This window comes from Sphingomonas sp. BL-S-28 (assembly GCF_055521515.1).
In genome coordinates, this window is sequence record NZ_CM145483.1 from 340,640 (window position 1) to 364,212 (window position 23,573).

The 23,573-nt window shown below is 61.6% G+C and carries 31 protein-coding genes and 2 pseudogenes; 16 read left to right on the forward strand and 17 right to left on the reverse strand.

The genetic code is table 11. The features are described 5' to 3' along the window. Positions 1 to 43: 43 nt before the first annotated feature. Positions 44 to 454 (reverse strand): low affinity iron permease family protein, encoded by a 411-nt coding sequence (locus tag ACZ1JC_RS01480; RefSeq protein WP_465139676.1) that lies wholly within the window; start codon positions 452 to 454, stop codon positions 44 to 46. A gap of 131 nt (positions 455 to 585) precedes the next feature. Between ACZ1JC_RS01480 and ACZ1JC_RS01485 the strand changes: the two genes are divergently transcribed. Together ACZ1JC_RS01485 and ACZ1JC_RS01490 are read left to right on the forward strand one after the other, a co-directional pair. Then, positions 586 to 879, forward strand: a complete 294-nt coding sequence (locus ACZ1JC_RS01485; protein WP_465139675.1) for a hypothetical protein — start codon at positions 586 to 588, stop codon at positions 877 to 879. Positions 880 to 901: 22 nt separating this feature from the next. Next, on the forward strand, positions 902 to 1,513 hold the full coding sequence (locus ACZ1JC_RS01490) for a hypothetical protein (RefSeq protein ID WP_465139674.1): 612 nt from the start codon (positions 902 to 904) through the stop codon (positions 1,511 to 1,513). A 248-nt stretch (positions 1,514 to 1,761) separates the two neighbouring features. Here ACZ1JC_RS01490 and ACZ1JC_RS01495 read toward each other — a convergent pair whose 3' ends face one another. Further along, a complete protein-coding gene (locus ACZ1JC_RS01495; RefSeq protein ID WP_465139673.1) occupies positions 1,762 to 1,965 on the reverse strand; it encodes a helix-hairpin-helix domain-containing protein in 204 nt (67 codons plus the stop codon). Between the two features lie 126 nt (positions 1,966 to 2,091). Between ACZ1JC_RS01495 and ACZ1JC_RS01500 the strand changes: the two genes are divergently transcribed. Both ACZ1JC_RS01500 and ACZ1JC_RS01505 read left to right on the forward strand, forming a co-directional pair. Beyond that, positions 2,092 to 2,586: a DUF421 domain-containing protein gene (locus ACZ1JC_RS01500; RefSeq protein WP_465139672.1), complete on the forward strand. Its 495-nt coding sequence runs from the start codon at positions 2,092 to 2,094 to the stop codon at positions 2,584 to 2,586. Between the two features lies 1 nt (position 2,587). Further along, a complete protein-coding gene (locus ACZ1JC_RS01505) occupies positions 2,588 to 2,851 on the forward strand; it encodes a hypothetical protein (RefSeq protein WP_465139671.1) in 264 nt (87 codons plus the stop codon). 152 nt (positions 2,852 to 3,003) lie between these two features. Here ACZ1JC_RS01505 and ACZ1JC_RS01510 read toward each other — a convergent pair whose 3' ends face one another. The 9 genes from ACZ1JC_RS01510 to ACZ1JC_RS01550 all read right to left on the reverse strand — a co-directional run bounded on the left by ACZ1JC_RS01510 (position 3,004) and on the right by ACZ1JC_RS01550 (position 7,469). Then, on the reverse strand, positions 3,004 to 3,192 hold the full coding sequence (locus ACZ1JC_RS01510; RefSeq protein ID WP_465139670.1) for a hypothetical protein: 189 nt from the start codon (positions 3,190 to 3,192) through the stop codon (positions 3,004 to 3,006). Positions 3,193 to 3,260: 68 nt separating this feature from the next. Beyond that, positions 3,261 to 4,205, reverse strand: a complete 945-nt coding sequence (locus ACZ1JC_RS01515; protein WP_465139669.1) for a TIGR03557 family F420-dependent LLM class oxidoreductase — start codon at positions 4,203 to 4,205, stop codon at positions 3,261 to 3,263. A 170-nt stretch (positions 4,206 to 4,375) separates the two neighbouring features. Next, the gene (locus ACZ1JC_RS01520) at positions 4,376 to 4,549 is read right to left on the reverse strand and encodes a hypothetical protein (RefSeq protein ID WP_465139668.1); all 174 of its coding nucleotides are present in this window, start codon (positions 4,547 to 4,549) and stop codon (positions 4,376 to 4,378) included. An 83-nt stretch (positions 4,550 to 4,632) separates the two neighbouring features. Further along, a complete protein-coding gene (locus tag ACZ1JC_RS01525) occupies positions 4,633 to 5,142 on the reverse strand; it encodes a hemerythrin domain-containing protein (RefSeq protein WP_465139667.1) in 510 nt (169 codons plus the stop codon). Between the two features lie 175 nt (positions 5,143 to 5,317). Beyond that, positions 5,318 to 5,572 carry a hypothetical protein gene (locus ACZ1JC_RS01530; protein ID WP_465139666.1) on the reverse strand — a complete coding sequence of 85 codons (255 nt, stop codon included), beginning with the start codon at positions 5,570 to 5,572 and terminating at the stop codon, positions 5,318 to 5,320. A gap of 69 nt (positions 5,573 to 5,641) precedes the next feature. Further along, positions 5,642 to 5,788, reverse strand: a complete 147-nt coding sequence (locus ACZ1JC_RS01535; protein WP_465139665.1) for a hypothetical protein — start codon at positions 5,786 to 5,788, stop codon at positions 5,642 to 5,644. 9 nt (positions 5,789 to 5,797) lie between these two features. Further along, positions 5,798 to 6,601, reverse strand: coding sequence for an exodeoxyribonuclease III (xth, locus tag ACZ1JC_RS01540; protein ID WP_465139664.1), 804 nt, complete (start codon positions 6,599 to 6,601; stop codon positions 5,798 to 5,800). 223 nt (positions 6,602 to 6,824) lie between these two features. Then, complete coding sequence (locus tag ACZ1JC_RS01545) at positions 6,825 to 7,040, reverse strand: hypothetical protein (RefSeq protein ID WP_465139663.1); 216 nt, start codon at positions 7,038 to 7,040, stop codon at positions 6,825 to 6,827. Positions 7,041 to 7,199: 159 nt separating this feature from the next. After that, on the reverse strand, positions 7,200 to 7,469 hold the full coding sequence (locus ACZ1JC_RS01550; protein ID WP_465139662.1) for a hypothetical protein: 270 nt from the start codon (positions 7,467 to 7,469) through the stop codon (positions 7,200 to 7,202). Between the two features lie 185 nt (positions 7,470 to 7,654). On the opposite strand from ACZ1JC_RS01550, the pseudogene ACZ1JC_RS01555 reads away from it, so the two are divergent. Continuing rightward, a pseudogene (locus tag ACZ1JC_RS01555) lies at positions 7,655 to 7,892 on the forward strand (plasmid stabilization protein). Positions 7,893 to 7,971: 79 nt separating this feature from the next. Here ACZ1JC_RS01555 and ACZ1JC_RS01560 read toward each other — a convergent pair. Both ACZ1JC_RS01560 and ACZ1JC_RS01565 read right to left on the reverse strand, forming a co-directional pair. Next, positions 7,972 to 8,232: a hypothetical protein gene (locus ACZ1JC_RS01560; RefSeq protein WP_465169057.1), complete on the reverse strand. Its 261-nt coding sequence runs from the start codon at positions 8,230 to 8,232 to the stop codon at positions 7,972 to 7,974. A gap of 49 nt (positions 8,233 to 8,281) precedes the next feature. Continuing rightward, a complete protein-coding gene (locus ACZ1JC_RS01565) occupies positions 8,282 to 8,788 on the reverse strand; it encodes a DUF4126 domain-containing protein (protein ID WP_465139660.1) in 507 nt (168 codons plus the stop codon). 377 nt (positions 8,789 to 9,165) lie between these two features. Here ACZ1JC_RS01565 and ACZ1JC_RS01570 point away from each other — a divergent pair, with 377 nt between their 5' ends. After that, positions 9,166 to 9,333, forward strand: coding sequence for a DUF1328 domain-containing protein (locus ACZ1JC_RS01570; RefSeq protein ID WP_207080913.1), 168 nt, complete (start codon positions 9,166 to 9,168; stop codon positions 9,331 to 9,333). Between the two features lie 289 nt (positions 9,334 to 9,622). On the opposite strand, the gene ACZ1JC_RS01575 is transcribed toward ACZ1JC_RS01570, so the two are convergent. Then, positions 9,623 to 10,381 (reverse strand): SDR family oxidoreductase, encoded by a 759-nt coding sequence (locus tag ACZ1JC_RS01575; protein ID WP_465139659.1) that lies wholly within the window; start codon positions 10,379 to 10,381, stop codon positions 9,623 to 9,625. Further along, positions 10,378 to 10,824, reverse strand: coding sequence for a pyridoxamine 5'-phosphate oxidase family protein (locus ACZ1JC_RS01580; RefSeq protein ID WP_465139658.1), 447 nt, complete (start codon positions 10,822 to 10,824; stop codon positions 10,378 to 10,380). Before ACZ1JC_RS01580 ends, ACZ1JC_RS01575 begins: the two co-directional genes overlap by 4 nt. A gap of 56 nt (positions 10,825 to 10,880) precedes the next feature. Here ACZ1JC_RS01580 and ACZ1JC_RS01585 point away from each other — a divergent pair. The 4 genes and pseudogenes from ACZ1JC_RS01585 to ACZ1JC_RS01600 all read left to right on the forward strand — a co-directional run. Continuing rightward, positions 10,881 to 11,114: pseudogene (locus tag ACZ1JC_RS01585) on the forward strand (zinc-ribbon domain-containing protein); the annotation flags it as partial. A gap of 143 nt (positions 11,115 to 11,257) precedes the next feature. Next, entirely contained in the window at positions 11,258 to 11,824 is a 567-nt protein-coding gene (locus ACZ1JC_RS01590) for a putative zinc-binding metallopeptidase (RefSeq protein WP_465139657.1), read from the forward strand. Beyond that, positions 11,821 to 11,970 (forward strand): putative zinc-binding metallopeptidase, encoded by a 150-nt coding sequence (locus ACZ1JC_RS01595; RefSeq protein WP_465139656.1) that lies wholly within the window; start codon positions 11,821 to 11,823, stop codon positions 11,968 to 11,970. Before ACZ1JC_RS01590 ends, ACZ1JC_RS01595 begins: the two co-directional genes overlap by 4 nt. A 138-nt stretch (positions 11,971 to 12,108) precedes the next feature. Continuing rightward, positions 12,109 to 12,288: a hypothetical protein gene (locus ACZ1JC_RS01600; protein ID WP_465139655.1), complete on the forward strand. Its 180-nt coding sequence runs from the start codon at positions 12,109 to 12,111 to the stop codon at positions 12,286 to 12,288. A 104-nt stretch (positions 12,289 to 12,392) separates the two neighbouring features. Here the strand turns inward: ACZ1JC_RS01600 and ACZ1JC_RS01605 are convergent, their stop codons facing one another. Beyond that, a complete protein-coding gene (locus tag ACZ1JC_RS01605) occupies positions 12,393 to 13,625 on the reverse strand; it encodes an NAD(P)/FAD-dependent oxidoreductase (protein WP_465139654.1) in 1,233 nt (410 codons plus the stop codon). Further along, positions 13,622 to 15,772 carry a catalase gene (locus ACZ1JC_RS01610; RefSeq protein WP_465139653.1) on the reverse strand — a complete coding sequence of 717 codons (2,151 nt, stop codon included), beginning with the start codon at positions 15,770 to 15,772 and terminating at the stop codon, positions 13,622 to 13,624. Before ACZ1JC_RS01610 ends, ACZ1JC_RS01605 begins: the two co-directional genes overlap by 4 nt. 240 nt (positions 15,773 to 16,012) lie before the next feature. Here ACZ1JC_RS01610 and ACZ1JC_RS01615 point away from each other — a divergent pair, with 240 nt between their 5' ends. The 6 genes from ACZ1JC_RS01615 to ACZ1JC_RS01640 are packed head-to-tail and all read left to right on the forward strand — an operon-like array spanning position 16,013 to position 23,541. Continuing rightward, on the forward strand, positions 16,013 to 17,935 hold the full coding sequence (locus tag ACZ1JC_RS01615; RefSeq protein WP_465139652.1) for a methyl-accepting chemotaxis protein: 1,923 nt from the start codon (positions 16,013 to 16,015) through the stop codon (positions 17,933 to 17,935). A 4-nt stretch (positions 17,936 to 17,939) separates the two neighbouring features. Further along, the gene (locus ACZ1JC_RS01620) at positions 17,940 to 19,352 is read left to right on the forward strand and encodes a chemotaxis protein CheW (protein WP_465139651.1); all 1,413 of its coding nucleotides are present in this window, start codon (positions 17,940 to 17,942) and stop codon (positions 19,350 to 19,352) included. Positions 19,353 to 19,354: 2 nt separating this feature from the next. Then, positions 19,355 to 20,473, forward strand: a complete 1,119-nt coding sequence (gene cheB / locus ACZ1JC_RS01625) for a chemotaxis-specific protein-glutamate methyltransferase CheB (protein ID WP_465139650.1) — start codon at positions 19,355 to 19,357, stop codon at positions 20,471 to 20,473. Continuing rightward, complete coding sequence (locus ACZ1JC_RS01630) at positions 20,466 to 21,317, forward strand: CheR family methyltransferase (protein ID WP_465139649.1); 852 nt, start codon at positions 20,466 to 20,468, stop codon at positions 21,315 to 21,317. The genes cheB and ACZ1JC_RS01630 overlap by 8 nt, the downstream gene beginning before the upstream one ends. Beyond that, positions 21,317 to 23,278 (forward strand): chemotaxis protein CheA, encoded by a 1,962-nt coding sequence (locus ACZ1JC_RS01635; protein ID WP_465139648.1) that lies wholly within the window; start codon positions 21,317 to 21,319, stop codon positions 23,276 to 23,278. The genes ACZ1JC_RS01630 and ACZ1JC_RS01635 overlap by 1 nt, the downstream gene beginning before the upstream one ends. Continuing rightward, positions 23,275 to 23,541 (forward strand): hypothetical protein, encoded by a 267-nt coding sequence (locus tag ACZ1JC_RS01640; protein ID WP_465139647.1) that lies wholly within the window; start codon positions 23,275 to 23,277, stop codon positions 23,539 to 23,541. Before ACZ1JC_RS01635 ends, ACZ1JC_RS01640 begins: the two co-directional genes overlap by 4 nt. Positions 23,542 to 23,573 lie beyond the last annotated feature (32 nt).

The following is a 23,573-nucleotide window of genomic DNA, read 5'->3' on the forward strand; positions in this document are numbered from 1 at the left end:
ATCGCTGACGAATACCCATTCCAAAGCCTGCGCCGCAAATACCTCAAAACCTCTTTTGCATATTCTTGACGCTCTCGTGCGCAGTTCCGGCCATTGGCTCGTTCTCGCCCACTTCTTTCTCAAGCGCTGAGCGCACTTTTTCGACCTCCGCCGCAGTGAGATGCTCTATTCCGATGAATTGCTCGCGGGCAGCGTCAAGCGCGCGGATCATTTCATCAAGCTTGGCTTGCATCGCGGCCGCATCGCGATTCTGGCTGTTTTGAATAAGGAAAACCATCAGAAAGGTCACAATCGTTGTGCCAGTATTGATGACCAACTGCCAGGTGTCGGAATAAGCAAATACAGGGCCCGATACGCCCCAAACGATTATCATCAACAAGGCCAGAGCAAACGTGATCGGCTTTCCGGCCGCGCCCGCGATTGCCGTTGCGATTCTTGTGAACAATTGATCCATAGTCGGTCCTTGCCGATGGTCTGAACCTCTGCAGTAAGAGCCGACGAGACGGCAAAACGTTTCTCTGCAGCGACCTCTCCGGGCAACCAACAGCGCGCGGATTCGTTAGGTCAGCAGAGAGGAGAAACATCATGAAAATTGTAATTGCCGCGGCACTTGCTGCCGCGCTGGGGTCTTCTGCTGCCTACGCGCAGTCGCACAACCCGGCGGTTAAGGACCCCACTGTAGCCACCACGCGAAACGCTGCGAAGGGGCACAACTCCTTCACAGAGGATCAGGCACGAGGCCGGATTGCCAAGGCCGGCTACACGAACATCGGCAAGCTTACACAAAACGAGAATGGCGTCTGGCAGGGGAAGGCCATGCGGCACGGCAAGCCCGTGACGGTTGCACTCGATTACAAGGGCAATGTCACCGTCCACTGACCCCCCAGCGCGGAGAAAGATCATGACAAAGACAATCACTCGTCTCTTCGACAACTATGCGGATGCCGCGGAGGCAATTCGCGAGCTTGAAAGCATTGGTGTGCCTCGGGACGATATCAGCGTCATTGCCAACAATTCCCGCGGGGAACATATCCGTGAGGGTGTGAGCGAGGGCGGCGCAGTCGCTGCAGGTACTTCCGCCGGCGCTGTGCTGGGCGGCGCTGGCGGCGTTCTTGCCGGGTTGGGTATGCTGGCTATTCCGGGGCTCGGTCCGATCGTTGCCGCCGGATGGCTGGCCGCTGCTGCGGTCGGTGCAGGCGTTGGCGCAGTCGGCGGCGCAGCAGCTGGCGGAATCGTCGGTGCGCTCACACATGCCGGACACAGCGACGAGGAGGCGCAGGTCTATTCTGAGGGCGTGCGGCGCGGCGGAGTGCTTTTGAGTGCGAAGGTTGACGATGCCGAAGTCGATCGCGCCAATGCTGCAGTCGATACCGTCGGTTCCGTCGATATTGCTGCGCGCGGAGCCCGTTACCGGGAGAATGGTTGGACGCGATTCGACGAGAATGCTCCTGCCTACACGGCTGAGGAGGTCGAACAGGAGAGGGTGCGATACGGACTCTCGCCTCGCTATTGATTGACCCACGCAAGCGGAGAATTTGATCCCGGACTGTGACAGTTCGCTCCTAAGGGGCGAACTGTCACGTCGCTTGGTGAAGGGGGGATGTGCGCCATCCTCGGCGCTGGGGTACGCCATCCCCCGCGTCGTGAAAGGGGGCGCTCTTAGGGGAACCCGTGGAATTGCTCTCTACTGAAACAAGCTTAGCTGTCCGGGGTCGGTGTCACTTTCTGAGCATCCCTGACGGGGACGAGGCCGCCAAGCCGTTATCGCGTTCGTACCGATAGTTTTGCCGAAGGGTCCACCTTCCCTGATAATCCGGGGACTTCATCAAGCTGCCGTCGATCAGTGAACCGACCTCTTTCCTCGCGGTAACGTACGATTTCGAATCCGCGGCCTTTCAGACATGGCACCTCGTCGAGTTCCTCCGCGGTTGCTTCATTGACATCAAGGGTCCCGGGAACCGGCATTTTTGTCCTCCTCGTGAAGTGCTTCGAGGGAACAATGGCGCTTCGGCCAATTTGATCCCAAGGCACTAACCGGCGCTGACGCCGCGATGCTGGCCGCCGCCGGGTAGATTGTTCGGGAGAGCGGAGATGGAATGGTTGCAATCGATCATAGGTCCGGACGAAGGATCGCCTGGCACCGCTCAGCTTTGTGTCCGGGCGATCATCCTTTTCATTTATGGTATTGCATGCATCCGTGTCGCGGGCAGGCGCACGTTCTCGAGCCTCACGCCGCTCGATATCGTCGTGGCCATTATCGTGGGATCGAACATCAGTCGCGCCATGACCGGCAAGGCGCCATTCCTTCCAACCCTGGCCGCGACGCTGTTGCTGGTCGTGCTGCACCGCCTTTTCGCAATGGCCACAGTTCGCTGGAACCCATTGGCGAGCTTCGTCAAAGGCCGTTCGACAGTACTCGTCAAAGATGATCGGATCGACGCAGAAGCCATGAAACGCCATGGCATCAGCACAGCCGATCTGATGGAAGGCCTGCGGATGGAACAGGTCGCGCATGTCGAAAACGTGGGACTCGCCACATTGGAGCGCGGCGGCAAGATCAGCGTCGTGCCGCGTGGAAAGGCTTGAGATGTCCGATTGGTTGAGAGATGCGCTTCAATATTACGGCGCGGGCGCCGCAGTGGTCGCATCGCTGCTTGTATCGCTCAATCTGGGCAGGATGTGGACCGGGTGGGCGATGGTCATATTTGTCTCCAGCTCACTTGCCCTTATCGCCTGGGGCTTCCTAAATCCGGACAGCGAGGGCATCGGCTGGCAGAACCTGGTCCTGCTCGCAATCAACGCGGTTGGGGTATGGCGCTATCTTATCGTTGGCGCGCGAACCGGAGCCTGATTAACCGGCCAGGCTACTTGGCCCTTAGGTCAAACCGCCAAGTCGCCGGTAGATGTCGTTGATCAAGAGCGCCGCGCATTTGCAGCATTTCCCCTGGCCCGGTGGGTGACTTATCGAGGAGGAAATGGACATTGCGTCCTGTCCTCCTGATTTCAATCCGCCTTCTGCTCCTGTGTTTTCTGTTGCGCGTCGCGGATGCGGCGCAGGCCCTCGGTCTGTTCCCTTTCGCCTTCCACCACAAGGTCGGGGCGCGGGGCGATTTCTCCTGCAAGTCGCTTTGCATAGCCCTTGACGATTGAGCCGACGCCCTGCGCGAGGTCCTTTTCCTTGTTATCTGTCATGTCGCTTCATCCTCTAACTGGAAGCTTCGCGGCGGCTTGCGCTGCAATCGCCGGTGGTGCCAAACCGCCTATCCACCTAGTCGGGGACGCAGGCTTTCCTCGAAAAAGCGCTGGAACCCGGCCTGATCCGGGCCAATTCCTGTCAACACGATGTGGTCGAAGCCAGCATCAAGGGCTTTCCTTATGGCTTGAAGGTGCTTGTCGGCGTCGGGGCCGGCAGGGATCTTGTCGGCAAGGTCGTCGGGGCGCACGAATTTCGTTGCCGTTTCGAAGCCCTCCACCGTGGGGATCTCGCTGTTGACCGACCAGTCGAACGCCGAAAAACGGAAGCGCCCATGCGCAATCTTGCGTCCCTCTTCCTCACTTTGCGCATAAGCGAGAGCGACCTCGACGTATCTCGGACCCTCCGGAGAGCTTTTGGCAATCTGCGCCTTGGGATCGGTTGTCATGATGCCGTCCGCCTTGGATCTTGCCAGTTCGAGCGACGCCGGGCTGCTCACTCCCAGGATAACAGGGATCGGCTCGCTCGGGAGGTCGAAGATCTGGGCATGATCCAGCGTGAAAAAGGCGCCCTGAAAGCTATGAGCCCCATCGGACCACAACAGTCGGAAAATATCGATGGCCTCTTCCAGCATGGCATGGCGCTCCGGGATGGAGGGCCACAGATTTCCCGTCACATGCTCGTTGAGCCGTTCGCCCGCCCCAACTGCCAGTGAGAAGCGGTTGTCGCTCATGATCGCAATCGTCGCGGCGGCTTGCGCGATGATTGCCGGGTGATAGCGGATAATCGGGCAGGTCAAACCTGTCGTAATGCCGATCTGCGAGGTTGCGTGTGCGATTGCTCCAAGCACGCTCCAGGCAAACGAGGCATGACCCTGCGCGAAGAGCCATGGGTGGTAATGATCGGAGATAGAGACAAAATCGAAACCCGCGCGTTCGGCGGCTATAGCATTCTCGACCAAGGCCTTTGGACCGTGTTCTTCGCTCATGAGCTTGTAGCCGAAGCGCGCCATCTTACCTCTCCTCATCGTTCGCGTTTCGAGCACCCGGGCAGTAGAATAGGTTCGGGCGTTATCGTCCAACGGATGAGCGATCTGCAGCGGGGCATCTATCCGGCGAGGTAGCTTGCAGTGCGCGGCCCAGTACCGCCTCAGGCATTAGCAATGCCGGAAAACTGCTGAGATTAATTGAGGCCGCTCTGTTCTTTGACGCCGGTTTCCTGCTCCTGATCCAGCTTTTCAGCATGCCAAATATTGCGCGCGGCAAAAACCAGCACGATAACCGCGAGAATAACGACGACGACAAAGATGCCGGCGCGGCTCAATCTTCGGGCGCTTGGCTTGTCTGGAGTGCTCATCGATTCACGGTGCCTTGTCGTTTTGGCTCAAGAGATGGTCCTAATTCTCGACCGGAACGACGATCGGCCGGCCGTCTGCCTTCTCAGGCGGCGATGAGATTGACTGCGGTTGGTTTTGCAGCGGGCAAGCTTCCGCCTCTCGCTGCGGCAAGCAGTTCTTTCTTCCGAGCCAGCATCCGGTCCCGCAGTTCGATGAGGTCGACGTCTGCCTTGCGGCACTGCGCGAACATCCCCTCAGAAGGCATTTCCTCCTCGTGGACGTGGTGCTTGATTTCTTCGGACAGCACTTTGACCTTGGCTGCGAAGAAGTTGTCCTCCGGCGAGGCTGCCTCGATGTCGTTGATCAGAATCTTGGCGCCATCATGTTCGACATAGGCTTCATCGAGCGTGTCGTCCTCGATTTTTCCTCGGAAACTCGGGTAAAAGATCTCCTCTTCGATGGTGGTGTGGATCTTGAGCTCGATACAAATCTCGTGCGCAAGTGATTTCTTCTGGGATGACGTGCGCGCGGCTTCGAACTTTTGGAACAGGTCTTCGACCTTCCGGTGGTCGGCCTTTAACAGCGCGATTGCGTCGGTGAACTCGTCTGCCATGGAATCCTCCGTTTTCGGGGCTTGCAATAGTAAGTGCGCCGTTGACGGGTTCGTTCCCCAGCTATTCGTTCCTCAAGTGCTGTCCGAATAGGAAAGGCCACGGAGCTTTTGCTTTTTGAGACGAGTGGAGGTCGAAGCGTGAAGCCGGGCGATTCCTGTTCGCGCAACTTCGCGATCATCCACCAGAAACGGGATCTTGCTTGGTTGCTTCCATCGTCTGGATGCGCTCGAGTGCCGCCTTCGATGGCGAGTCCTGGCAAATATCCCAAACCTGCCCCTCGGGGTAGGCGCCCACAACCAAGAAATCTTCACTGGCCTCGATCAGGCAATGGCCGGTGCCGACCGGGAGCACGAGTGCATCACCCGCTTTGACACTCACGGTCAGGGCGCCTGGTCCGCCCAGCATCAGCGAGGCGCGGCCGCGCGCCACGCCCAATGCCTCATGAGCCGTCGAGTGATAGTGATGATAATCGAATATCGTGTCGCGCCATTTCGGCGGCTAGCCATGCTCTGCGAAGCGTCTTTCGAAGGCTTCGGCGATCTGTTCCGCCTCGCCGCCTTCCACGCCTCGGTATATCAGCACCGGCAGGCGTTGATTGTTGGGCACCCAGTCATTGGCATCGAGCAGGAATTTCTCCGGGATCATATCGTGCTCCTATGCTTTGCGCCGAGACTTGCGAACCGTCTCATTGCCAAGCTCGATCCAGACAGGTGCATGATCGCTGGTCTTTTCCCAGCTACGCGCGCGCCGGTCGACCTCGGCAGCCACCAGAAGCCTGGATGCCACCGGGTTGAGAAGGACGTGATCGATCCTGAGGCCTGCATCGCGCTCGAAGGCACCGCGCCAGTATTTCCAGAACGTGTAATTGGTTTCATGCGGGTGGAGATGCCGAAGCGCATCGGTCCATCCCTGCTCAAGAAGGCCGGCGTAAGCCGCCTTCACCTCCGGCGCGAAAAGCGCATCGTCGCGCCAGCGCTCGGGGGCATAGACGTCGAGATCCGTTGGCATGACGTTGAAGTCTCCCGCAACAATCACCGGAGCTTCCAGCGCGACAAGTTCGGCAAGCCGATCCCGCAATCGCTCGAACCATCTCAGTTTGAATTCAAACTTGGTGCTTGGCCTCGGATTGCCATTGGGGAGGTAGAGCCCGGCAATGAGCATACCGTTGATCGCTGCTTCGATATAGCGGCTCTGCGTATCTTCAGGATCGCCAGGAAGCCCGCGACGGGTCTCGTGAATTTCGCCGATTTTGCTGAGGATTGCCACTCCGTTCCAACGGCTCTGCCCATGCCAGATAGCCTGGTAGCCCGCTGCCCCAATCGCGGTCTCGGGAAACTTGTCCTGCGGCGCTTTCAATTCCTGCAGGCAAACGATGTCCGGTTCGGCGAGTTCAAGCCAGCGCAAAAGCACTGGAAGCCGTCCGTTGATGCCATTGACGTTGTAGGTCGCGATTTTCACAGATCTGGCCTCTCCTGAGCTGCTGCAGAAAATCCGACCGGTATCTTTGCCAATGCTGGGCGTAATACGCCGGCAGTATCGGCGATCGAGAAACCCAGACCTTGCCGATCGTTTTCATTTCCGTCCGGCTGATTGGCTCATCCACCGGCGCACCCCCGCGTTCTGGCCATTTTTCCGGAGGCACCGGCTCTCGCGCGGCCGTCGCCCAGCGATTTTCTGAAAACTATCCCTGTTGGCTGGGTTTGCCGCGGGGGCTTCCCGCTTGAACACCGGTTCGGGTGTCGAGGGGAATATCCTTCGCCGCTCCGCCGCCATGGTTATCGGTCGGCCGGGCTCCGACGCCGCCGGTACCTTGGGTATCCTGGCCGGGCGCGGCGCGTTCATGGTCATGACCAGACTTGTCGCGGATCGGGGGATAGGTGGTTTTCGTATCTGCCATGACGGTCTCCTCGCTTGCCCTCGTATATCTACAACGGATGCGGCGCATTTCGCGTTCCGCAGGACACCGCAATTGTGCCGCCGGACACTGCCGACCTGTTGTGGCGAGGAACGATAAACGGCCGACCCTTGTTTAGGACAAACATGCAGGTGCCGAGTGTCACGCTTTGAAGGAGATGCACCATGAGCGAAAGCCGATCGCGGCCCAAGAACCACGAGGTAGAGAACGAGATGATCCGAACTCCGGCCGTCGAGGGTGATCCGCCAGCACCAGCGACGGCGCCGAACAAAGACGACGAGAGCGCGCGTAGACCCAAGGATGGACCGGCTCCGCCGGGAAATATTCGGGAAGTCGGCCGAAAAAGATGATGCCGGCGAGAAGGGTATTCGGCTTGCATTCGTCGAAGGCAACTTCCTGAACCGGTTTCATTGTGCGCTCAGCTTCGGTTACGAGCCCTAAACTCTGCCCTTTCGGCAGTTGTGCGTGTCGAAGCTGCTCACGAAGCGTTTTGAGGCGAATTCCTGACGCATAAGAACGTTTGTCAAAGGAGAGAGGCTGCGCCGCGAGGTGACAAATCCAGCTAAACGGATAAGCAAAAGCGCAAAGCCGAACATATCGAAGAATGCTATGAAAACCGCGGAGCCGGGCACAAAGAGGCCGAACGACGGGCCTGGGCAACGGTCAACAAGGAGTCCGGCGGCGGTAAAAATCCGGGTCAGCTCGGGGAAAGAAGGAAAACCACGCGGCGTCCAAGAAAGGAGCTCGCATTGGCGGGAATTCGCAGAGCTTTCCGATCGATCTGCGGCCGCCAAGAAAGGTTGGGAAACGCGACGCAAGCGGTCCGGAGGCTGATACGGCTTAAGGGTCTCGATCGCCCTTTCAACGCGACGAAACCGTCTGGCTCTCGGGACGGGCAAATTCGCAGATCGGCTCAGTCTGCCGGCGGCGTTGGGCTTTGCATCCCGGGTTGATCTTGCGGTGCCGCGTAACCCTGTTCTACCGCTTGGCGGGTATCGTTGATGCTGCCTGTATCCTTGGGGGCTTGAACGGCGCGTACGATCCAGATCATTGACAGGGCAGCGACCACTAGGATCAAGCTGATAAGTAGCACATACCGGACAACTCCGAGTGTTGTTCCGGCGCGGGCATCCTCTTTTGGAACCTCTATTCTTTCGTTGTCGGGGCTCATCATTCCTCTCCTCAAATTAATCTCGAACGATCCCCGGGCATCGATCGAAACGTTAGGCTCCGGCATTGCGAATATGTCGAGTGAGTAATCCGCCGATCTTCGGTCCCGCGATCAGATCAGGGTTTGCCACGAGAATGCCGGAACCAAGGACTATGGCATCTTCAACGAAGCCGGTTGCCGTCTGCCCGTAGCGCCGCATCGCCGCGCACCGCAGCCGCCAGCCAATGTACGAAGACACCAGTGCGGTCGCCGACGCTACGATCGCACCTGCCGCGCGGCTTCCGCGGGGGGCAAGCGCAGCCCCGGCATATGCAGCGGTGACTGAACGCACGACCAATCCTATAGGCACAATGCGATCCGGGGCCGATTTTATCTTGTCGCCGGCCATCTCTGCAGCAGCCAAGGCCGCCGTTCCTGCCGCAACAATAGGATTCTTTAACAGCGCCTGCAGGGGAAGGGCCGACGGAATAGCCCTGCGGCGCGTTCCAAGAGCGATCGAGGCTAGCGGGGATATGCCACGTTGTCCGGCCACAAGACCGATAAGGATTGAACGGATCATGATCGGCTTTCATCCTGAATCGTGAATGGATGAAATGCGCACCGCCGAGGATTTGATCCCGTCATTTACGATTGCCATGTCAATCTGTTGGATCGCTGCGCCAGACTGTTAGGACTCTTGTCCGGCTTTCCTCAGGGCAAACAAATTCGTCAAACACGTCAATCGGTCGCATCCTCGGCGGCCAAACGCCTCGCGATAGTCGCGCGCCGATCACAGCGGGCTCGGGATGGCGCCGAACGCAAACAGGAACCTTACAAGTTGAAATGCCTTGCCGACGGTCATTCCAGCTGCTCGCGGAACATCGGGATAGGTGGAATGTTTCAGAATAGAGCTGCTCGAAATGGTCGACGCGGCGTTTGTATGTAGGGAGAGGCCTCATGTTTCGCTGGGCCATCATTTTTGCCGTTGTTGCACTCATTGCAGCGCTTCTGGGATTTGGCGGTGTAGCAGGTCTTTCCGCCAGCCTTGCCAAGGTCTTCCTGCTTGTTGCAGTCGTGATCCTGGTCCTTGGCTTCTTTTTCGGTCGAGGCCGAAGGGTGCCGTGAAACGCGTTGGACCCGGTCGAGGCGCAAGCGCTGAACCGCCGGCCATAGCTTGAAGTTGCGGATTCTGCGGCGCAGCGGCCTACTGCAAAGGGCCCGCTGCGCCGTTGGAACAAGAAAGCGTCTAGCGAGAATGGGCGCAGCTTATGTTGGCAGCGAGGGGTCTCCTCTCGTGCCGCCTGATAGATTGCATCCCCCCCGGCGGTGGACGGCAATAACCCGTTTCCCGCGACTGAACCTTCGCTGTTATCAAGTCGCACGCTTCGACTAGCGCTAGACCAGCTTCCCTCGATCATTCCTGCGCCTGTTCGCGGGGCGCTATAGTTATCTGTTGGACCACGGCTCGTCTCGGCTGAGTAAGCAGGTAGTGGACGCCTACCGCGATATCTTCGGCGCGGAGCATCGTTTCCTCCGCAATCATGGCGCGTTGTTTCTCCGCCGGAATGTCGGGATACTGGAAGTCCGCACCGGTCTTTCCAGGCTCAACCAGACCCACCTTTATTCCCTTGGGACCGAGTTCGCGGCGAAGGGCCTCGGCAAAGCCGGCAATGCCTGCTTTCATTCCGGCATAGACCGTTGATCCCGGTCCCAGAACATGCGCCGACATCGAGCCAATCAACACGATATCGCCCTTGTCGGCCAATATCTCCTGCGCGGCCTTTGCGCTGAGGATGTAAGCGGTGAAATCGACTTCCACCGCGTAGCGAATTTCGTCAGCGGACATCTTGGAGAGCGCTTGGGCGGGAATGGCGGCATTAACGATCACGACATCGGGAGTGCCGAGGTAGCTTCGGGCTTCGCCAAAAAAGCGGTCCAGTTGCCCAGGTTCGGCAAGATCGAGCGCGATGCCGCTGCCCTTGCCGACTTCGCCTATTCTTGCGAGCGCGTCGGCGAGGTGCTCGGACGAACGGCCGCAAATGAAGACTTCAGCGCCCTCACTGGCCAACAGGACCGCAATGGCCCGACCGATCCCGGTCGTCCCACCGGAGATGATCGCCTTGCGGCCGGCGAGCGTCGAAACGGCCGTGTGAGCGTCCGAGAGCGGGGTCATGACGATGCAGTTCCCAGAACGATTTCGCCTTCTTCCTCCCCGTCCCAGTAATGGGCACGCTCACCTTGTGCTTCGATCAGGACGAGGCCGGGCGTCTCCGGTCCCTCCGGCCACCATCGGACAAGGCCGTCCGTCCAATGTGCGGCAAGTGCGGCTTTGTCGCGGATCAGCCTTGCATGGCCTTCGACGGCGAGGAAGAACGGGCGCTGGCCGAGCAACCCCGACTTGCCTTGATAGGACAGCGTGATTTTGGGATCGGCCTCAATATCGGCCACCATCAGCGAGCTCTCCTCGGTGAAGAACCAGGCCGTGCCATCGTAGTCGACCTTGCGGTTGTTGCTCATTGGCCGCGCCGCGATCGCTCCGCCCGTTGTATGCGTCGCGAGCATGGCGAAGTCGATGTCCTTCATTTTATTGGAAAGCTCTGCAAGAGACCATGTCATTGGGGCTATCCTCATCTGTTTGCATCTGAGGAGGCAACGCATGAGGCAGCCGTTCGATGCGTAACCGCTGGCGGGAATTCCCATGTCCGAATTGCAGCCGCCTACTTCATTTCGAGGCGCGGCTGTGTCCCGATTGTTCCGCTACGCTGGGATGCGATCCGGCGGCGGATATGTTCCGCTTTCTGGCCGACAATGCGACCCGGTGGCGCGATGGAACCGGCGCGGACGCCGAAGTGGTCGTTTGCGCCAACGACGACGATTTCCAGATCTGCAACTGGCTGGTGGAGAATGATGCGCCCACTGCGCTGTGCCGCGCCCGCCGCCACAATCGCACGATTCCCGACCTCTCCGAACCCTCTGTGCCGGCGCGATGGGCGCGTATCGAGGAAGCCAAGCGAAGGCTGTCCATACGCTGCTTAAATTGCGATTGCCCTTGGAGACCAAGGCAGACGCGCCGTGCGGCGGGCAGGGGCTGGCCTTCGATTTCCTGTACGATCGCGCTGCGGAAGAGGCGGGAATGCCGGAAGTGCTTACCGGCCACGATGGCGGCGTGATCACGCTCAATCTTGTGGAGGCCGACGATGCCGAACGGGAGCGCATCCGGCACGCGATGGGCGAACCTTATTGTACGCTGCTGGGCCATTTCCGGCACGAAGTGGGGCACCATTTCTGGTCCCGCCTCGTCGGCAGCGACCCAGATGAAGTTGAAGCGTTCAGGGCGGTCTTCGGGGACGAAAGGGCCGACTATCAGGCAAGCCTCCAGGCCCAGTACGCCGAAGGCGTTGGCAAAGTCTGGACCGACGATTTCGTCAGCTACTATGCAACCTCGCACCCCTGGGAGGACTTTGCGGAGACCTTTGCCCACTACCTTCACATCGTGGACGTGTTGGCCACGGCTGGGGGGCGCTCTCCCTTTCGTCGATCGACGAGTGGGCGGACCGGTCGCCGTCGCCGGGGTTCGATCCTTACGCGGCCGATGCGGTGCAGCTTGCAGAAATGACGGCCCCTCTGTCGTTCAGCATGAACGCCATGGACCGGGCGATGGGGCAGCCGATCCTCTTTCCATTTCACCTCTCTGCCGCGATCGTCGGCAAGCTAGATTACGTTGCGCGGCTGGTGGCGAAATCGGCGGTTCCGCTCGGATGAACGCAATGCGCATCTGCCGCGTGCGGGCAACGCTCCGTCCCAGCGGCAGGCGAAAACGCTCCGGGGACGGGAGCTTATGCCACTTTCGCGCGCTTTCTTTGCATGAGCCAGGCATGGCAAAATCACAGGAGAACATCGATGAGCATCAAGGGTGAAATCAAGGAAGCGGCCGGCTACGTGAAGGAAGAAGCCTACGAGCACGGCAAGTCCGCCAAGAGCCAGCAAAAGGCGCAGGAAGGCCGCGATCTCCGCAACGAAGGGCGGATCGAAGATGGCAAAGCGCCCAAGTCGGGTGCGCCGGGTTCCGAAAAGCCCTGAGCCTGACAGGTTGAGTCCGGCGGCCTGAAACAGGTCTGCCGGTCAGAGGCGCCGCCGCCATCTTCGGATGGGGCGGCGCTTTTGCGTTGGCGAGCGGAAGAGCATCATTCACGGAACCGATAAGGATCGAAGCCTTCGGCATCCCGATCCGGAGAACCATCGAGCGAGGCTTCGAGAATTTCGGCGGCAAGTGCCGCGAAGGCTATGCCATTGCCGCCGAAGCCTGCGGCGATCCAGACATGCTCCATCGATTGCGCGGGTCCGATGGCCGGCAATCCATCGGGCGAACTGCCGAAGGTGGCCGTCCAAGCGCAGTCCCAAACTATCTTTTCGCGGCCCAGCGTCGCCGCCAGTCGGGCGGCGATCCGGCCTGCTTTGCCTTGCAGCAAATCGTCGCGCGCTTCGGATTCGGAAATCTCCACATCTTCGCCGCCGGCGATAATCCGACCTTCGCCGCAGGATCGGACGTAGAGATAGGGATCGCTCGCCTCCCAGATCATGGCGTCCTCTTTCCATAGCGGCGCGGTGCCGGGTCTGGTAGCGATGACGTAAGTGGAGAGGAGGGCGAAGGCTGGCGGAAGGAACAGGCGCGCGCGCTCATATCCGGTGGCGAGGATCACGTCGCTTGCGGTGAAGCTGCGGCCGTCCGCCAACTCCAGTTCCACGCCCTGGGCAGAGCGGTGAAGGGCGACGACATCCACCGGATAGGTCAAGGTGCAGCCGTGCTTCTGCGCGCGGGCCAGCAGAGCGTGACAGGTCCGGACTGGGTCGATGGCATAAGTGCCGGTAGAAACGATGCCGGATCGCGGGACCGTACCGAAACGCTCCGCAACTGCGGCGGCCGGGAGAAAATCCGAGGGAAGGCCATGCTGCCGGTGGAGATTGGCTTCCGCTTCAAGACCGTCCGGATCCAGGAGATCGCCAGCCAGATAGAGCGTCGGCGCGTCTCGCTTCACAGGTTGCCCAAATCCATCGAGATGCTTGCCGAAACGTTCGACGGCGGCAAACACCCGCTTCCACCGCCGCGCCGCCTCGTCCTCACCCAGTTCGTTGGATAACGAGATCAAAGGGACGTCCATGGCCCACATGATCTGCGCGGTGGAAGCAGCGGTGCTGCCGGTGGCAGGTGCGCGCCGATCGCAGATGGCTACAGCCCGTCCGCTGCCAGACAGCCGCTCGGCAAGGATCGAGCCCATGATCCCGCTGCCCAGTATCGCAACGTCGACATGCGCCGCTGGCAGCGGACCGGAGTGGGGAGGGCTCCATTCGGTGTCGCGCCATGGCACTCTACCGGTTCTGAGGTCCCTCGCCTCGGTAAGCGGGATGGACGCGCTCACGCCAGATCGCGCACCGTCGCCTCGCGCGACCAGTGCCGCTTCGCACCGACTTTCGCGAAATCTTCCACCGGGACGACGCCGTCGTCTTTCTCGACGCCAGCCTTGTCGAGGATCACTTGGGTGCCCGGGCAGTGGGCAATCGTCTTGCAATGCCCGTAAGCGTCCATGAACCACTGCACCGCCGCGCCTTGAGAGGCCAGCTTCTCGGCCGCGTCCGGCATCAGGATCGAGGCAACCGCATCGAACACGACCGAGGGGGAGCCCGCCAACTGGCCATCGGCCTCCAGCGTGCCGCCCTTGACGGCAATGCCGCCCACCTTTGGCGCGACGAGAAACGGCGTGCCGCCTGCCTTCTCGATCTGCGCCTTCAGCTTTTCGATAGCGGCCTTGTCCGACCCTTCGGCAAACAGGATGCCGATCTTGCGCCCCTCCAGCGTATCGAGCGCGTTCTTCTGGATGGAGAGGGCATCGGACGGCTTCATCGCAACCGGTTCGCGCGCCGGCTTGGCTTTTGCGGGAAGGCCGATGGCAAGCCCTTCGGCAATGCGCTTGGCCAGATCCTCATCGACATTGCGCAGGCGGGCAACCACGCGCTCGCGGATGTGCGGGATGGCGACTTTCGACAGCTCGAACACGATGGCCGAAGCGATATGCGCCTGCTCGTTCTCGGTCTGCGAGTGATAGAACAGGGCCGCCTGGCTGTAGTGATCGGCGAAGAGTTCCGATCGGATTCGCAGCTTCTCTGCCGGATCGTTGCGCTCCGCATTTTGCGGAAAGGTGGTGAAGCCGGTTTCCGGATCGGCGCGCGGGCCGGCATCCTCACCGGCCTCTGCCAGACTGTTGGGTTCGTAGTTGGCCCGTCCGGTCGGGACCATGGTCTGCATCAGCCCGTCGCGCTGGAAATTGTGGAACGGGCACTTGGGCGCGTTGATCGGGATCTGGTGGAAATTGGTGGTGCCGAGGCGCGACTTCTGCGTGTCCAGATAGGAAAACAGACGTCCCTGAAGCAGCGGGTCGTTGGTGAAATCGATGCCCGGGATCACATTGCTGGGCAGGAAGGCAACTTGCTCGGTCTCGGCGAAGAAATTGTCGACATTGCGATCGAGCGTTAGCCTGCCGACGATGTCCAGAGGAACATCCTCTTCGGGGATCAGCTTGGTGGCATCCAGCACGTCGTAGGGCTGCTTCGCGGCCCAATCTTCATCGAACACTTGCACACCCAGGTCCCAGGCCGGATGGTTTCCGCCGGCAATCGCCTCGAACAAGTCGCGGCGGTGGAAATCGGGATCGGCTCCGGCGATCTTCACAGCCTCATCCCAGACCAGTGCTTCCATGCCCAGCACCGGGCGCCAGTGGAACTTCACGAATTTGCTTTCGCCGCTCTCGTTCACGAAGCGGAAAGTATGCACGCCGAACCCCTCCATCATACGCAAGGAACGCGGGATCGCGCGGTCCGACATCGCCCACATGACCATGTGCAACGCTTCGGGCATCAGTGAGATGAAATCCCAGAACGTGTCATGGGCCGACGCGGCCTGCGGATAGCCGCGATCGGCCTCCATTTTCACCGAGTGGATCAGGTCCGGGAACTTGATGGCGTCCTGGATGAAGAAAACCGGGATGTTGTTGCCGACCAGATCCCAATTGCCGGTATCGGTGTAGAATTTCACCGCAAAGCCGCGCACGTCGCGGGGTGTATCCACCGATCCGGCGCCCCCGGCGACGGTCGAGAAGCGGACGAAGACCGGGCAGGTCGCGCCCTTTTTCTGGAAGATCGATGCCTTGGTCAGTTCCGGTATCGCCTTGGTGCATTCGAACACGCCGTGCGCGCCGGACCCGCGCGCATGGACGATGCGTTCGGGAATGCGCTCGTGATCGAAATGGAAGATCTTCTCACGCAAAACGAAGTCTTCCAGCAGTGACGGGCCGCGTGCCCCGGCACGAAGGCTGTTCTGATTTTCTGAAATGCGATGGCCGAAATTGTCCGTCAGGTACGCTGCGGGATCGCTGCCCACGCCGACCACCTCATGATGCAGTTCGCCCCCATTTCCCGCGGTGGTCTTGCTCTCGCTCCGACCGGAGCCGGCCGGGAATTTGTCGAGAGCGTTGTTTACGGCGGGGCTGCGGTCGTCCTTTGGGGAGGGCATGCGAACATCTCCTGAGAAGTGACAGAGCCGGCACGCGGGAACTCCGACCAGCTTTCCAATGAAAGCTTCCGGGAGGTGTTGGCGTTCCCCCAGCGGTTCGCCTCGTCGCTCTGGACGCGCTGCCCGGCGCGGTCGTTTCACTGGCGGATCTGTCCGCTCGATCGTCGGGCTGTGGGGCACTAGCGGGCGCCGGTTGCATGGCGTAAGCCCTCTTGCGTTGACACAGAATCGAGAGAACCCATGGCGCTGGTGAAGAAATCGACCCTCGGATCCCGCACCAAATCGCCCGCACCCGCTGCGGTGCCGCATCCACCGGCGCTGACCAAAACTGCGCCCCAGTCGCGCCGCCGGGCCAAGGCGAAGCCGGTCTCGGCCGTCGATCGCATCGATGAGGCGGCGCAGGAACTGGCCAGCAGCCTCGCCGAAGCATCGGCGGCATCGTCAGAGCTGCAAATGGCGATGGACCAGATTTCCAGCGGTGCGGAGGAGGCTGCCGGTGCGGCGCAGGAGTCGCTGGGCCTGATTGCGGCACTGGGATCCGGTTTCCGCGAGGCGCGCATTCGGGCCGAGGAGTCAAAGCGCAAGGCTGAGGCGGTGCAGGGCGGCTTTGCCGATATCAGTGCCCAGATCACCGCCTCGGTTTCCGCCATCGAACTGAGTGCACAGCGTCAGCTTGCCACCGCAGGGTCAATGATGGCGCTTGAGGAGGCGGCGGCCCGTATCGCGGACATCGGGGCGAGTGTGGTCGATGTTTCGGATCAGACCAGCCTTCTGGCGCTGAACGCGGCGATCGAGGCGGCGCGGGCCGGCGATGGCGGCGCGGGCTTTTCCATAGTGGCCGACGAAGTCCGGTTGCTGGCAGAAGATTCCGAAGCGCGCGCGAATGAGGTTCGCGCGCTGGCGTCCGGCATCGGTGAGGAAGTGGTGCGGATCGCGGAGCGTGTGCGATCTTCTTCCACTGCCGCGAGCAGCGAAGCCCAGTCCGGCCATCAGGTTGTGGCGCGGCTGCGATCGGCGTCCGAAAACCTTCAGGCGCTGGCCCTCGGGGCACAGGAAATTCTCGAAAACGCCGTGGAGGCAGAACGCGCTGCCGGCGAGGCTGGACGAGGCGCCGAACAGATCGCGCGCACGGCGGAGGAACAGTCCGCAGCGGCGGCGGAGGCGCAGCAGGCGGTCGAGCAGCAAAGCACCTCGCTGGACGAAAGCCAGCAGACCGCGGACGCGCTGGGTGATCTGACCGCGCGATTGCAGGCTGGCGATGTCGGCGGCGCCGCCGTGGACGTGGCGGCCGCCGCGGAACAACTTTCGGCGACCATCCAGGAATTGTCCGGCGCTTCGGGCCAGATCCTGGTCGCGCTGGAGCAGATCGGTCGCGGCACGCACATCCAGGCTTCGGCCACTGTCCAGGCCAATGCCGCCATGGCGCAGATCGAACGCGCCGCTGAGATTGCGCAATCTCGCGCGCAGATCGCCGATACGGCCATCGACGGCATCGTCGGCTCGGTTCAGGACAGTGAGCAAATGGTCCAGCGCTTGGCGGAGGGCGTGGGTGCTGCGCTCAGCGACGTGAGCGGTGTACTCGGGCTTTACGGCACGCTGGCTGAGGCGACCCGCCGGATCGAGCGCATGGCGGACAATCTTTCGCTGATCGCTGTTCAGACGAGCATGCTCGCTGTCAGTGGCGCGGTGGAGGCAACGCGCTCCGGCGAGGCGGGGCGCGGGTTCGCGACCGTGTCGGCCGATATCCGCAAGCTGTCGCGCGAAGCTGCCGTGAGTGCGGAACGCACGAAGGAAACCGCGCTGCAGATACAGGACCAGATATCCACTGTCCGCCGCGATTTCGAACAGGTTCTCGGTGCGGCGGAGACCGAAATCGGGCGCAACCGGGCGATTATCGATCGCTTTTCGCTGGTCACGCAGGAACTGAACGAAGTCCGCAATGTGAACGGCGCGATCCTTGCCGGAGCCGAAGACATGTTGCGATCGGTGCGCGAAGTCAAAAGCGGCACGGACCAGATCGCCCAGGCTGCCGATCTGGCGGCCGTTGCCGCCAGAGAAGCAAGCTCCGCCGCGCGCCAGCAAGCTCAGGGCGCGGAATCGCTGGCAGCGGCGATCGAAGACATTGCCTCCATCGCGTCCGTGCTTGCCACTGGGGACGTTTGAGCCGGTGGAGGAGGTATCTGCCCTGACGGGCCGAACGCTGACATTCAGCGTGGGCGAGCGTCGCCTGGGATTGCCGGCGTCACTCGTGCGGGAAATCGCGCCGCCCAGCCGCCTCTCACGTGTGCCGCATGGGCCTGCCGCGCTGCTCGGGCTTGCCAACCTGCGCGGGACGGTGGTTCCTGTGCTTTCGGTGGCGCGCCTGCTGGGCGAGGCGGATGCAGAGGTCGGGCCGATCATCGTGGCCGATCTGGACGGGCCGGTTGGTCTTGCCGTCACGGCCGTTGCGAAGGTGGTGGGGGATGATGCCCCCCCGGAAGTGTCGAGGTTGGACCTTGCTGCCCTGATGAAGCGTGCCGTGCCGGAGAGGCGCCCGCAGGGCACCCGGCAGCGTGCTGCGCCAATCGGTCAGGATCAGGCGGAAACCGCCGATAGAGCTGATGACGGCGAAACCCATGCGCTGGTCACGTTTCTGGCCGGAGGGCAGGATTTCGCGCTTCCCCTGGATTCGGTGGTGGAAATTCGCCGGCTTCCCGCCGAGATAACGCTCATGCCGCATGCGGACGCAGCCGTGGTGGGTACGATGCCTCTGCGCGGTGAAGTTCTGCCGCTGCTGTCGCTGTCGGCGCTGCTGGGGCTTCGCGCGCGGGATAGGTCGCAAGCGGCGCGTGTCGTGATCGTGCATGTGGGCGGTCACCAAGTCGGGCTCGTCGTAGAAGCCATGAAAGCCATAGAGCGAGTGTCGGAGAGGCAGATCGACCTTGTCCCGCAGGCCCTCAAGCGCGGAGGTGAAGCGCAGATTCAGGCCATTTGCCGGATGGACCAAGGAACCCGATTGCTGTCGGTGCTTTCCTGCGATCAGTTGCTGCGCGAAGATATCACCGCAAGGCTGCACCAAACCGCTTCCGGGGACCAAGACGAGATGAACGGCGGCCAGACCATGGCGCAAGGGGAACGCTTCGTGCTGTTCCGCATCGGGTGCGACCGCTTCGCCTTGCCGGTGCGCGAAGTGCAGGAAATCAGCTCCTTGCCGGAACGCCTCGCTCCTTTGCCCAAGGCGCCTGCCTTCGTGAAAGGCCTGATGAGCGTGCGCGGCGAAGTGATTCCGGTGATCGATCAGGTTCGGCGCTTCAACGGCGCGGAAGCGGTGGCTGGGGACAAGCCGCGCGTCATCGTCGTCCGCATCGGCACGCTCACTGCGGGCTTTATCGTCGATGCCGTGTCGGAAGTGATCGAAATTGCAGAGGCGAACATTCGCGAGGCTCCCGATCTCGGCAGTGAGGAGGCGCGGATTTTCGACCGGGTCGCTCAATTGGCGACCAGCGAGGATCTAGTGCTGATCGTCGATCCGCAGGCGCTGCTGGACCGGGCGGAACGCGATCTTCTTGCCGGTTTGAGCGCAAAGGCTGCGAAGGCCTGACCGTGACGCGATTGCTGGTCGTCGACGATTCCGCGCTTATTCGGCGCCTGCTCAGCGATATCTTCGGATCGACCGGCGAGTTCGAAGTGGCGACGGCGCGCGGCGGGACGGAGGCGCTGCAGATGCTTACGGACTTCGCGCCGGACGTGATCACGCTCGACGTTCACATGCACGATATGGACGGGCTGACCTGTCTCGACCGCATCATGGTGCTGCGCCCGACACCCGTCGTCATGGTCTCCTCACTCACCAGCGAGGGCGCCGAAGAGACGCTTGAGGCCATGAGCCTGGGGGCGGTCGATTTCGTCGCGAAGCCGCGCGGCGCACTCTCACTGGAGATCGACGCGATAGCGGACGCGCTGGTGGACAAAGTGCGGGCCGCTGCGAAGGCGCATGTCCCGCGCGCATTGCGCTTGCGGGAAAGAGTTCGGGCTCTGCACGCCGGCAAGCAGGCGAATCCATCTGCCGGCGCCATCACTCGCAAGGTGACAGGATCGCGGTCCGTTTCGCCCCCTGTTTCCACTCCTTCGGAGCATCTGTCCCAGGCCGGCGTGGTGTTGGTGGGTTGCTCCACCGGCGGCCCTCAGGCGCTGGATGTCCTGCTTGGCGACTTGGCCGAGGCTTTCCCTTGGCCGGTAGTGATCGCGCAGCATATGCCCGGCAGCTTTACAGGGCCCTTGGCGCGAAGGCTCGATCGCATTGGCGGTCTTGCGGTTCATGAGGTGACCCAAACCACGCCCCTTGCACCGGGCAACGCCTATATCGGCAAGGGCGATGCCGACCTTATTCTGTCTCGCCGAGGCGGAAAACTCGTGGCCATGCCGGCGCCGTCCAGTGCCGCATATTTCTGGCATCCCAGCGTCGACCGTCTGGTCGAAAGCGCCATGCGCGTGGTCGCGCCGGAAAAGCTGATTGGCGTCTTAATGACTGGTATGGGGTCAGATGGAGCCTCGGCCATGAGCACATTGCACGCCATGGGCGGCCAAACCATTGCGGAGGCGGAGAGTACGGCGGTAATCTGGGGAATGCCGGGTGCTCTGGTGGCGCGCAGCGCCGCGTCATGCGTCTGCCCGCTGGACGATATTGCCGCCGAATTGTCGAAACGACTTCTCAGTGCCTGACGAGCGCGCAAATCCGCAGCCGACGGTTTCGCTGACCGCGGGAGAAATCGCCCGTGTCGGTGAGCTTCTGTATCGTTGGACCGGAATGGTCTTCGGGGAAAACAAGCGGTACTATATCGAGCGCCGGATTGCCGACCGTATGCACCGCAACGGAGTTTCAAGCGCCGCCGGTTACATCGCCTTGCTAGGCACCCACCTTGAAGAACGTGAGGCGCTGATCAACGCCTTCACGATCAACGAGACCTATTTCTACCGCGAGGAGCAGCAATTGGCCGCCCTTTCGAACGATATTCTTCCCGAGCTGGTTCGGGTACGGCGGCCCGGCGATCTGGTTCGCATATGGTCGCTGCCGTGCTCCACGGGGGAGGAGCCTTACTCGATTGCGCTTTGGTTGCTTGAAAACTGGGCTCTGGTGGATGCCTACAACATCGAGATCGTCGGATCGGATATAGACACGCATGCACTGGCGAGGGCGCGCGAAGGACACTTCGCCGAACGTTCTTTGGCCCGGCTTCCGCAGGCGGTTAAGCAATCCTATTTCGAGTCCGAGCACGGACACCGGCGCCGCATCATTCAGGATATTCGCGAATCCGTGCGGTTCACGAGTGCAAACATCGTTGATCCGGCGGACATGGCCCGTCAGGGCAAGTTCGACGTGATCCTCTGCCGCAATCTGCTAATCTATTTCGACGATGCGGCGCGGCTGGTCGCGGCTGACAATATCCACGATTGCCTGAATCCGGGCGGTTTTGTGTGCCTTGGGCATAGCGAATCGATGGGGCGGATTTCCAACCGCTTCACGCTCACTCGCCTTCCCGACGCAATAGTCTATCGTCGCGATTGATGGACGACATGCTCGAACAGTTCCTGATCGAGGGGCGCGAACTTGTTGCGCAGGCCGGGAAAGACCTGGCTGCGCTCGCGCGGGATCCGTCCAGCAGTTCCCACATCGACAGCGCCTTTCGCACAGTCCACACCCTGAAGGGATCGGTTGCCGTCTTTTCGCTGCTTCCGGCGGAGCGGATGCTACATGCCGCCGAGGATCTGCTCGATAGGGCGCGCAAAGAGCCCGGTGTGCTGAGCGAAGACACGATTGCAGGGCTGCTGGGATGCATCGACCAGACTGATCGCTGGATCGACGACATGGAGCGCGTCGGCCGATTGCCGGACGATGCGGAAGACATGGGCCGAGCGGCAGTGGCACGGTTGCCGGTTGGGGGGGCTCATGCGCCACTGGCGCCAGTGGGAACGAGCGATGGCGGGGCCGAGTGGGTCGAGACGCTGCGAACTCGCGAAAGCGCGGCGATTGCGGGCGCTGCCGGTCCCTTGGTCGCCTTCCGCTATACACCCGATGCAGATTGCTTCTTTCGCGGCGAGGATCCGCTGGCCGTTCTGGAAGGTGTGCCCGAGCTTGTCGCGCTGACGGTGCTGCCAGCCGATGCCGACTGGCCGGATATTTCCGAGCTTGAGCCGTTTTCGTGCTTCAGCGTGCTCGAAGGCTTGAGCGCCGCGCCTGAGGATGCGCTCCGCAGCGCGTTTCGCCTTGTACCCGGGCAGGTCAGCTTAGCGCCAATTCCGGTCGCGCATGGTCATGTGGCGTCGGGTACTCCTGCAGCGGACCTACTGGCGTCCGAACCGTCAGCCACCGGATCCTACTTGCGCGTGGAGGGGCGACGGCTGGACCTACTGGCTGATGGATTGGGCGATCTGATTGTGGCGATCAACGCTCTGGGGCCCATTGCGGAAGAAGCCGTGCGGCTGGATCCTGCGCTGGGCGCGCGGCTGCGCGGCGCTCAACTGGCTATCGAGCGTGCCAGCGGCAGGCTGCGCAGCGATCTCGGCGCGGTGCGGATGGTTCCGCTAGAACCCGCGCTTCGGCGTCTCCCGCGCATGGCGCGCGAAATCGCCGAGAGCTTGGGGAAGCGTATCCAACTCACCATCACCGGCGATGGTCTGGAAGTCGACAAGCAGATCGCGGACAGCCTTTTCGAACCGCTGCTCCATCTGGTGCGCAATGCCGTCGACCACGGCATCGAAGCGCCGGACATTCGGCGCGCGGCCGGGAAGGACGAGCGCGGAGGCGTCGCATTGTCGTTTCGGCGTGAGGGCGACAGGATCGCGGTCACGCTCAGCGACGACGGTGCCGGGATAAACGCGGCAGCGATCCGGAGCACGGCCGTCGACCGGGGCCTTGTCGCGGCCGAACGCGCCGAAACACTGGACGACTGCGAGGCATTACGGCTGATCTTCGCACCCGGTTTCTCGACGGCGGCAACGGTCTCGCAAGTTTCTGGGCGCGGCGTGGGAATGGATGTCGTGCAGAATGCGGTCACCGCTCTGCGGGGCACTATCGAAGTCCGCAGCCGGATCGGCATTGGCACCGATTTTCACATTCATCTGCCGGGTAATGCGCTTACCACCGGCTTGCTGGTCGTCGAAGTGGCGGCCGAGCGTTATGGGCTCTCGCTCGAACAGGTGGTCGAAACCGTTCGGATCGATCGAACCGCCTTGCTTCCGGTGGGTGGCGGGCTGGCCTGCGTTCTGCGCGACAGGACGATCCCGGTGCTTCATCTCGGCAATTTGCTGGACGCCGAGGCCTGCGAGAGTGCGCATGCCCGGCTAGTCGTCACCCGAATGAACGGGGAGGATGTCGCGTTGCAAGTCGATGGTTTCGGGGAGCGGATCGATACCGTGCTGCGACCGTCGAGCGGAATACTTGCGGCGATGCGCGGGGTCATGGGATCCGCGCTGACACCCGACGGCGATGTCCTCATCGTCCTCGACATACCGGAGCTGGTGGCGTGACGGTCAGGCTTGGAGACGATCGCATCGTACTGGAAGGGCGATGCTCCGCCGAAGATGCCGAAGCCTTGCTCAGCGCGCTCGAAACGCAGCGCCGCGGCCCAGTGGATCTATCCGGGGCCACGCGGATGCACTTTGCCGTGGTCCAGATTCTGTTTGCGCTCCGCCCGGCGATCCTCAATCTGCCCGCAGAGTGCCCCCTGGCCGCCGGTCTGCTTTCCCCTCTGGCTTCCCACGGCGCCGACGATGGCAATTTTCATAACTGACAGGTCCGCCTAAGGCGGCCATCCCGGAGTTG

What these genes read in the sequence shown, in the direction of transcription:
- ACZ1JC_RS01515 (WP_465139669.1), bottom strand. Translation starts at nt 4,205, where the DNA reads ATGGCGCGCTTCGGCTACAAGCTCATGAGCGAAGAACACGGTCCAAAG.
- ACZ1JC_RS01580 (WP_465139658.1), bottom strand. Translation starts at nt 10,824, where the DNA reads ATGACATGGTCTCTTGCAGAGCTTTCCAATAAAATGAAGGACATCGAC.
- ACZ1JC_RS01510 (WP_465139670.1), bottom strand. Translation starts at nt 3,192, where the DNA reads ATGACAGATAACAAGGAAAAGGACCTCGCGCAGGGCGTCGGCTCAATC.
- ACZ1JC_RS01535 (WP_465139665.1), bottom strand. Translation starts at nt 5,788, where the DNA reads ATGATCCCGGAGAAATTCCTGCTCGATGCCAATGACTGGGTGCCCAAC.
- ACZ1JC_RS01490 (WP_465139674.1), top strand. Translation starts at nt 902, where the DNA reads ATGACAAAGACAATCACTCGTCTCTTCGACAACTATGCGGATGCCGCG.
- ACZ1JC_RS01560 (WP_465169057.1), bottom strand. Translation starts at nt 8,232, where the DNA reads ATGATGAGCCCCGACAACGAAAGAATAGAGGTTCCAAAAGAGGATGCC.
- ACZ1JC_RS01610 (WP_465139653.1), bottom strand. Translation starts at nt 15,772, where the DNA reads ATGCCCTCCCCAAAGGACGACCGCAGCCCCGCCGTAAACAACGCTCTC.
- ACZ1JC_RS01570 (WP_207080913.1), top strand. Translation starts at nt 9,166, where the DNA reads ATGTTTCGCTGGGCCATCATTTTTGCCGTTGTTGCACTCATTGCAGCG.
- ACZ1JC_RS01495 (WP_465139673.1), bottom strand. Translation starts at nt 1,965, where the DNA reads ATGCCGGTTCCCGGGACCCTTGATGTCAATGAAGCAACCGCGGAGGAA.
- ACZ1JC_RS01635 (WP_465139648.1), top strand. Translation starts at nt 21,317, where the DNA reads ATGGACGACATGCTCGAACAGTTCCTGATCGAGGGGCGCGAACTTGTT.
- ACZ1JC_RS01600 (WP_465139655.1), top strand. Translation starts at nt 12,109, where the DNA reads ATGAGCATCAAGGGTGAAATCAAGGAAGCGGCCGGCTACGTGAAGGAA.
- ACZ1JC_RS01615 (WP_465139652.1), top strand. Translation starts at nt 16,013, where the DNA reads ATGGCGCTGGTGAAGAAATCGACCCTCGGATCCCGCACCAAATCGCCC.
- ACZ1JC_RS01505 (WP_465139671.1), top strand. Translation starts at nt 2,588, where the DNA reads ATGTCCGATTGGTTGAGAGATGCGCTTCAATATTACGGCGCGGGCGCC.
- ACZ1JC_RS01480 (WP_465139676.1), bottom strand. Translation starts at nt 454, where the DNA reads ATGGATCAATTGTTCACAAGAATCGCAACGGCAATCGCGGGCGCGGCC.
- ACZ1JC_RS01500 (WP_465139672.1), top strand. Translation starts at nt 2,092, where the DNA reads ATGGAATGGTTGCAATCGATCATAGGTCCGGACGAAGGATCGCCTGGC.
- ACZ1JC_RS01525 (WP_465139667.1), bottom strand. Translation starts at nt 5,142, where the DNA reads ATGGCAGACGAGTTCACCGACGCAATCGCGCTGTTAAAGGCCGACCAC.
- ACZ1JC_RS01575 (WP_465139659.1), bottom strand. Translation starts at nt 10,381, where the DNA reads ATGACCCCGCTCTCGGACGCTCACACGGCCGTTTCGACGCTCGCCGGC.
- ACZ1JC_RS01520 (WP_465139668.1), bottom strand. Translation starts at nt 4,549, where the DNA reads ATGAGCACTCCAGACAAGCCAAGCGCCCGAAGATTGAGCCGCGCCGGC.
- ACZ1JC_RS01565 (WP_465139660.1), bottom strand. Translation starts at nt 8,788, where the DNA reads ATGATCCGTTCAATCCTTATCGGTCTTGTGGCCGGACAACGTGGCATA.
- ACZ1JC_RS01545 (WP_465139663.1), bottom strand. Translation starts at nt 7,040, where the DNA reads ATGGCAGATACGAAAACCACCTATCCCCCGATCCGCGACAAGTCTGGT.
- ACZ1JC_RS01595 (WP_465139656.1), top strand. Translation starts at nt 11,821, where the DNA reads ATGACGGCCCCTCTGTCGTTCAGCATGAACGCCATGGACCGGGCGATG.
- ACZ1JC_RS01485 (WP_465139675.1), top strand. Translation starts at nt 586, where the DNA reads ATGAAAATTGTAATTGCCGCGGCACTTGCTGCCGCGCTGGGGTCTTCT.
- ACZ1JC_RS01550 (WP_465139662.1), bottom strand. Translation starts at nt 7,469, where the DNA reads ATGAAACCGGTTCAGGAAGTTGCCTTCGACGAATGCAAGCCGAATACC.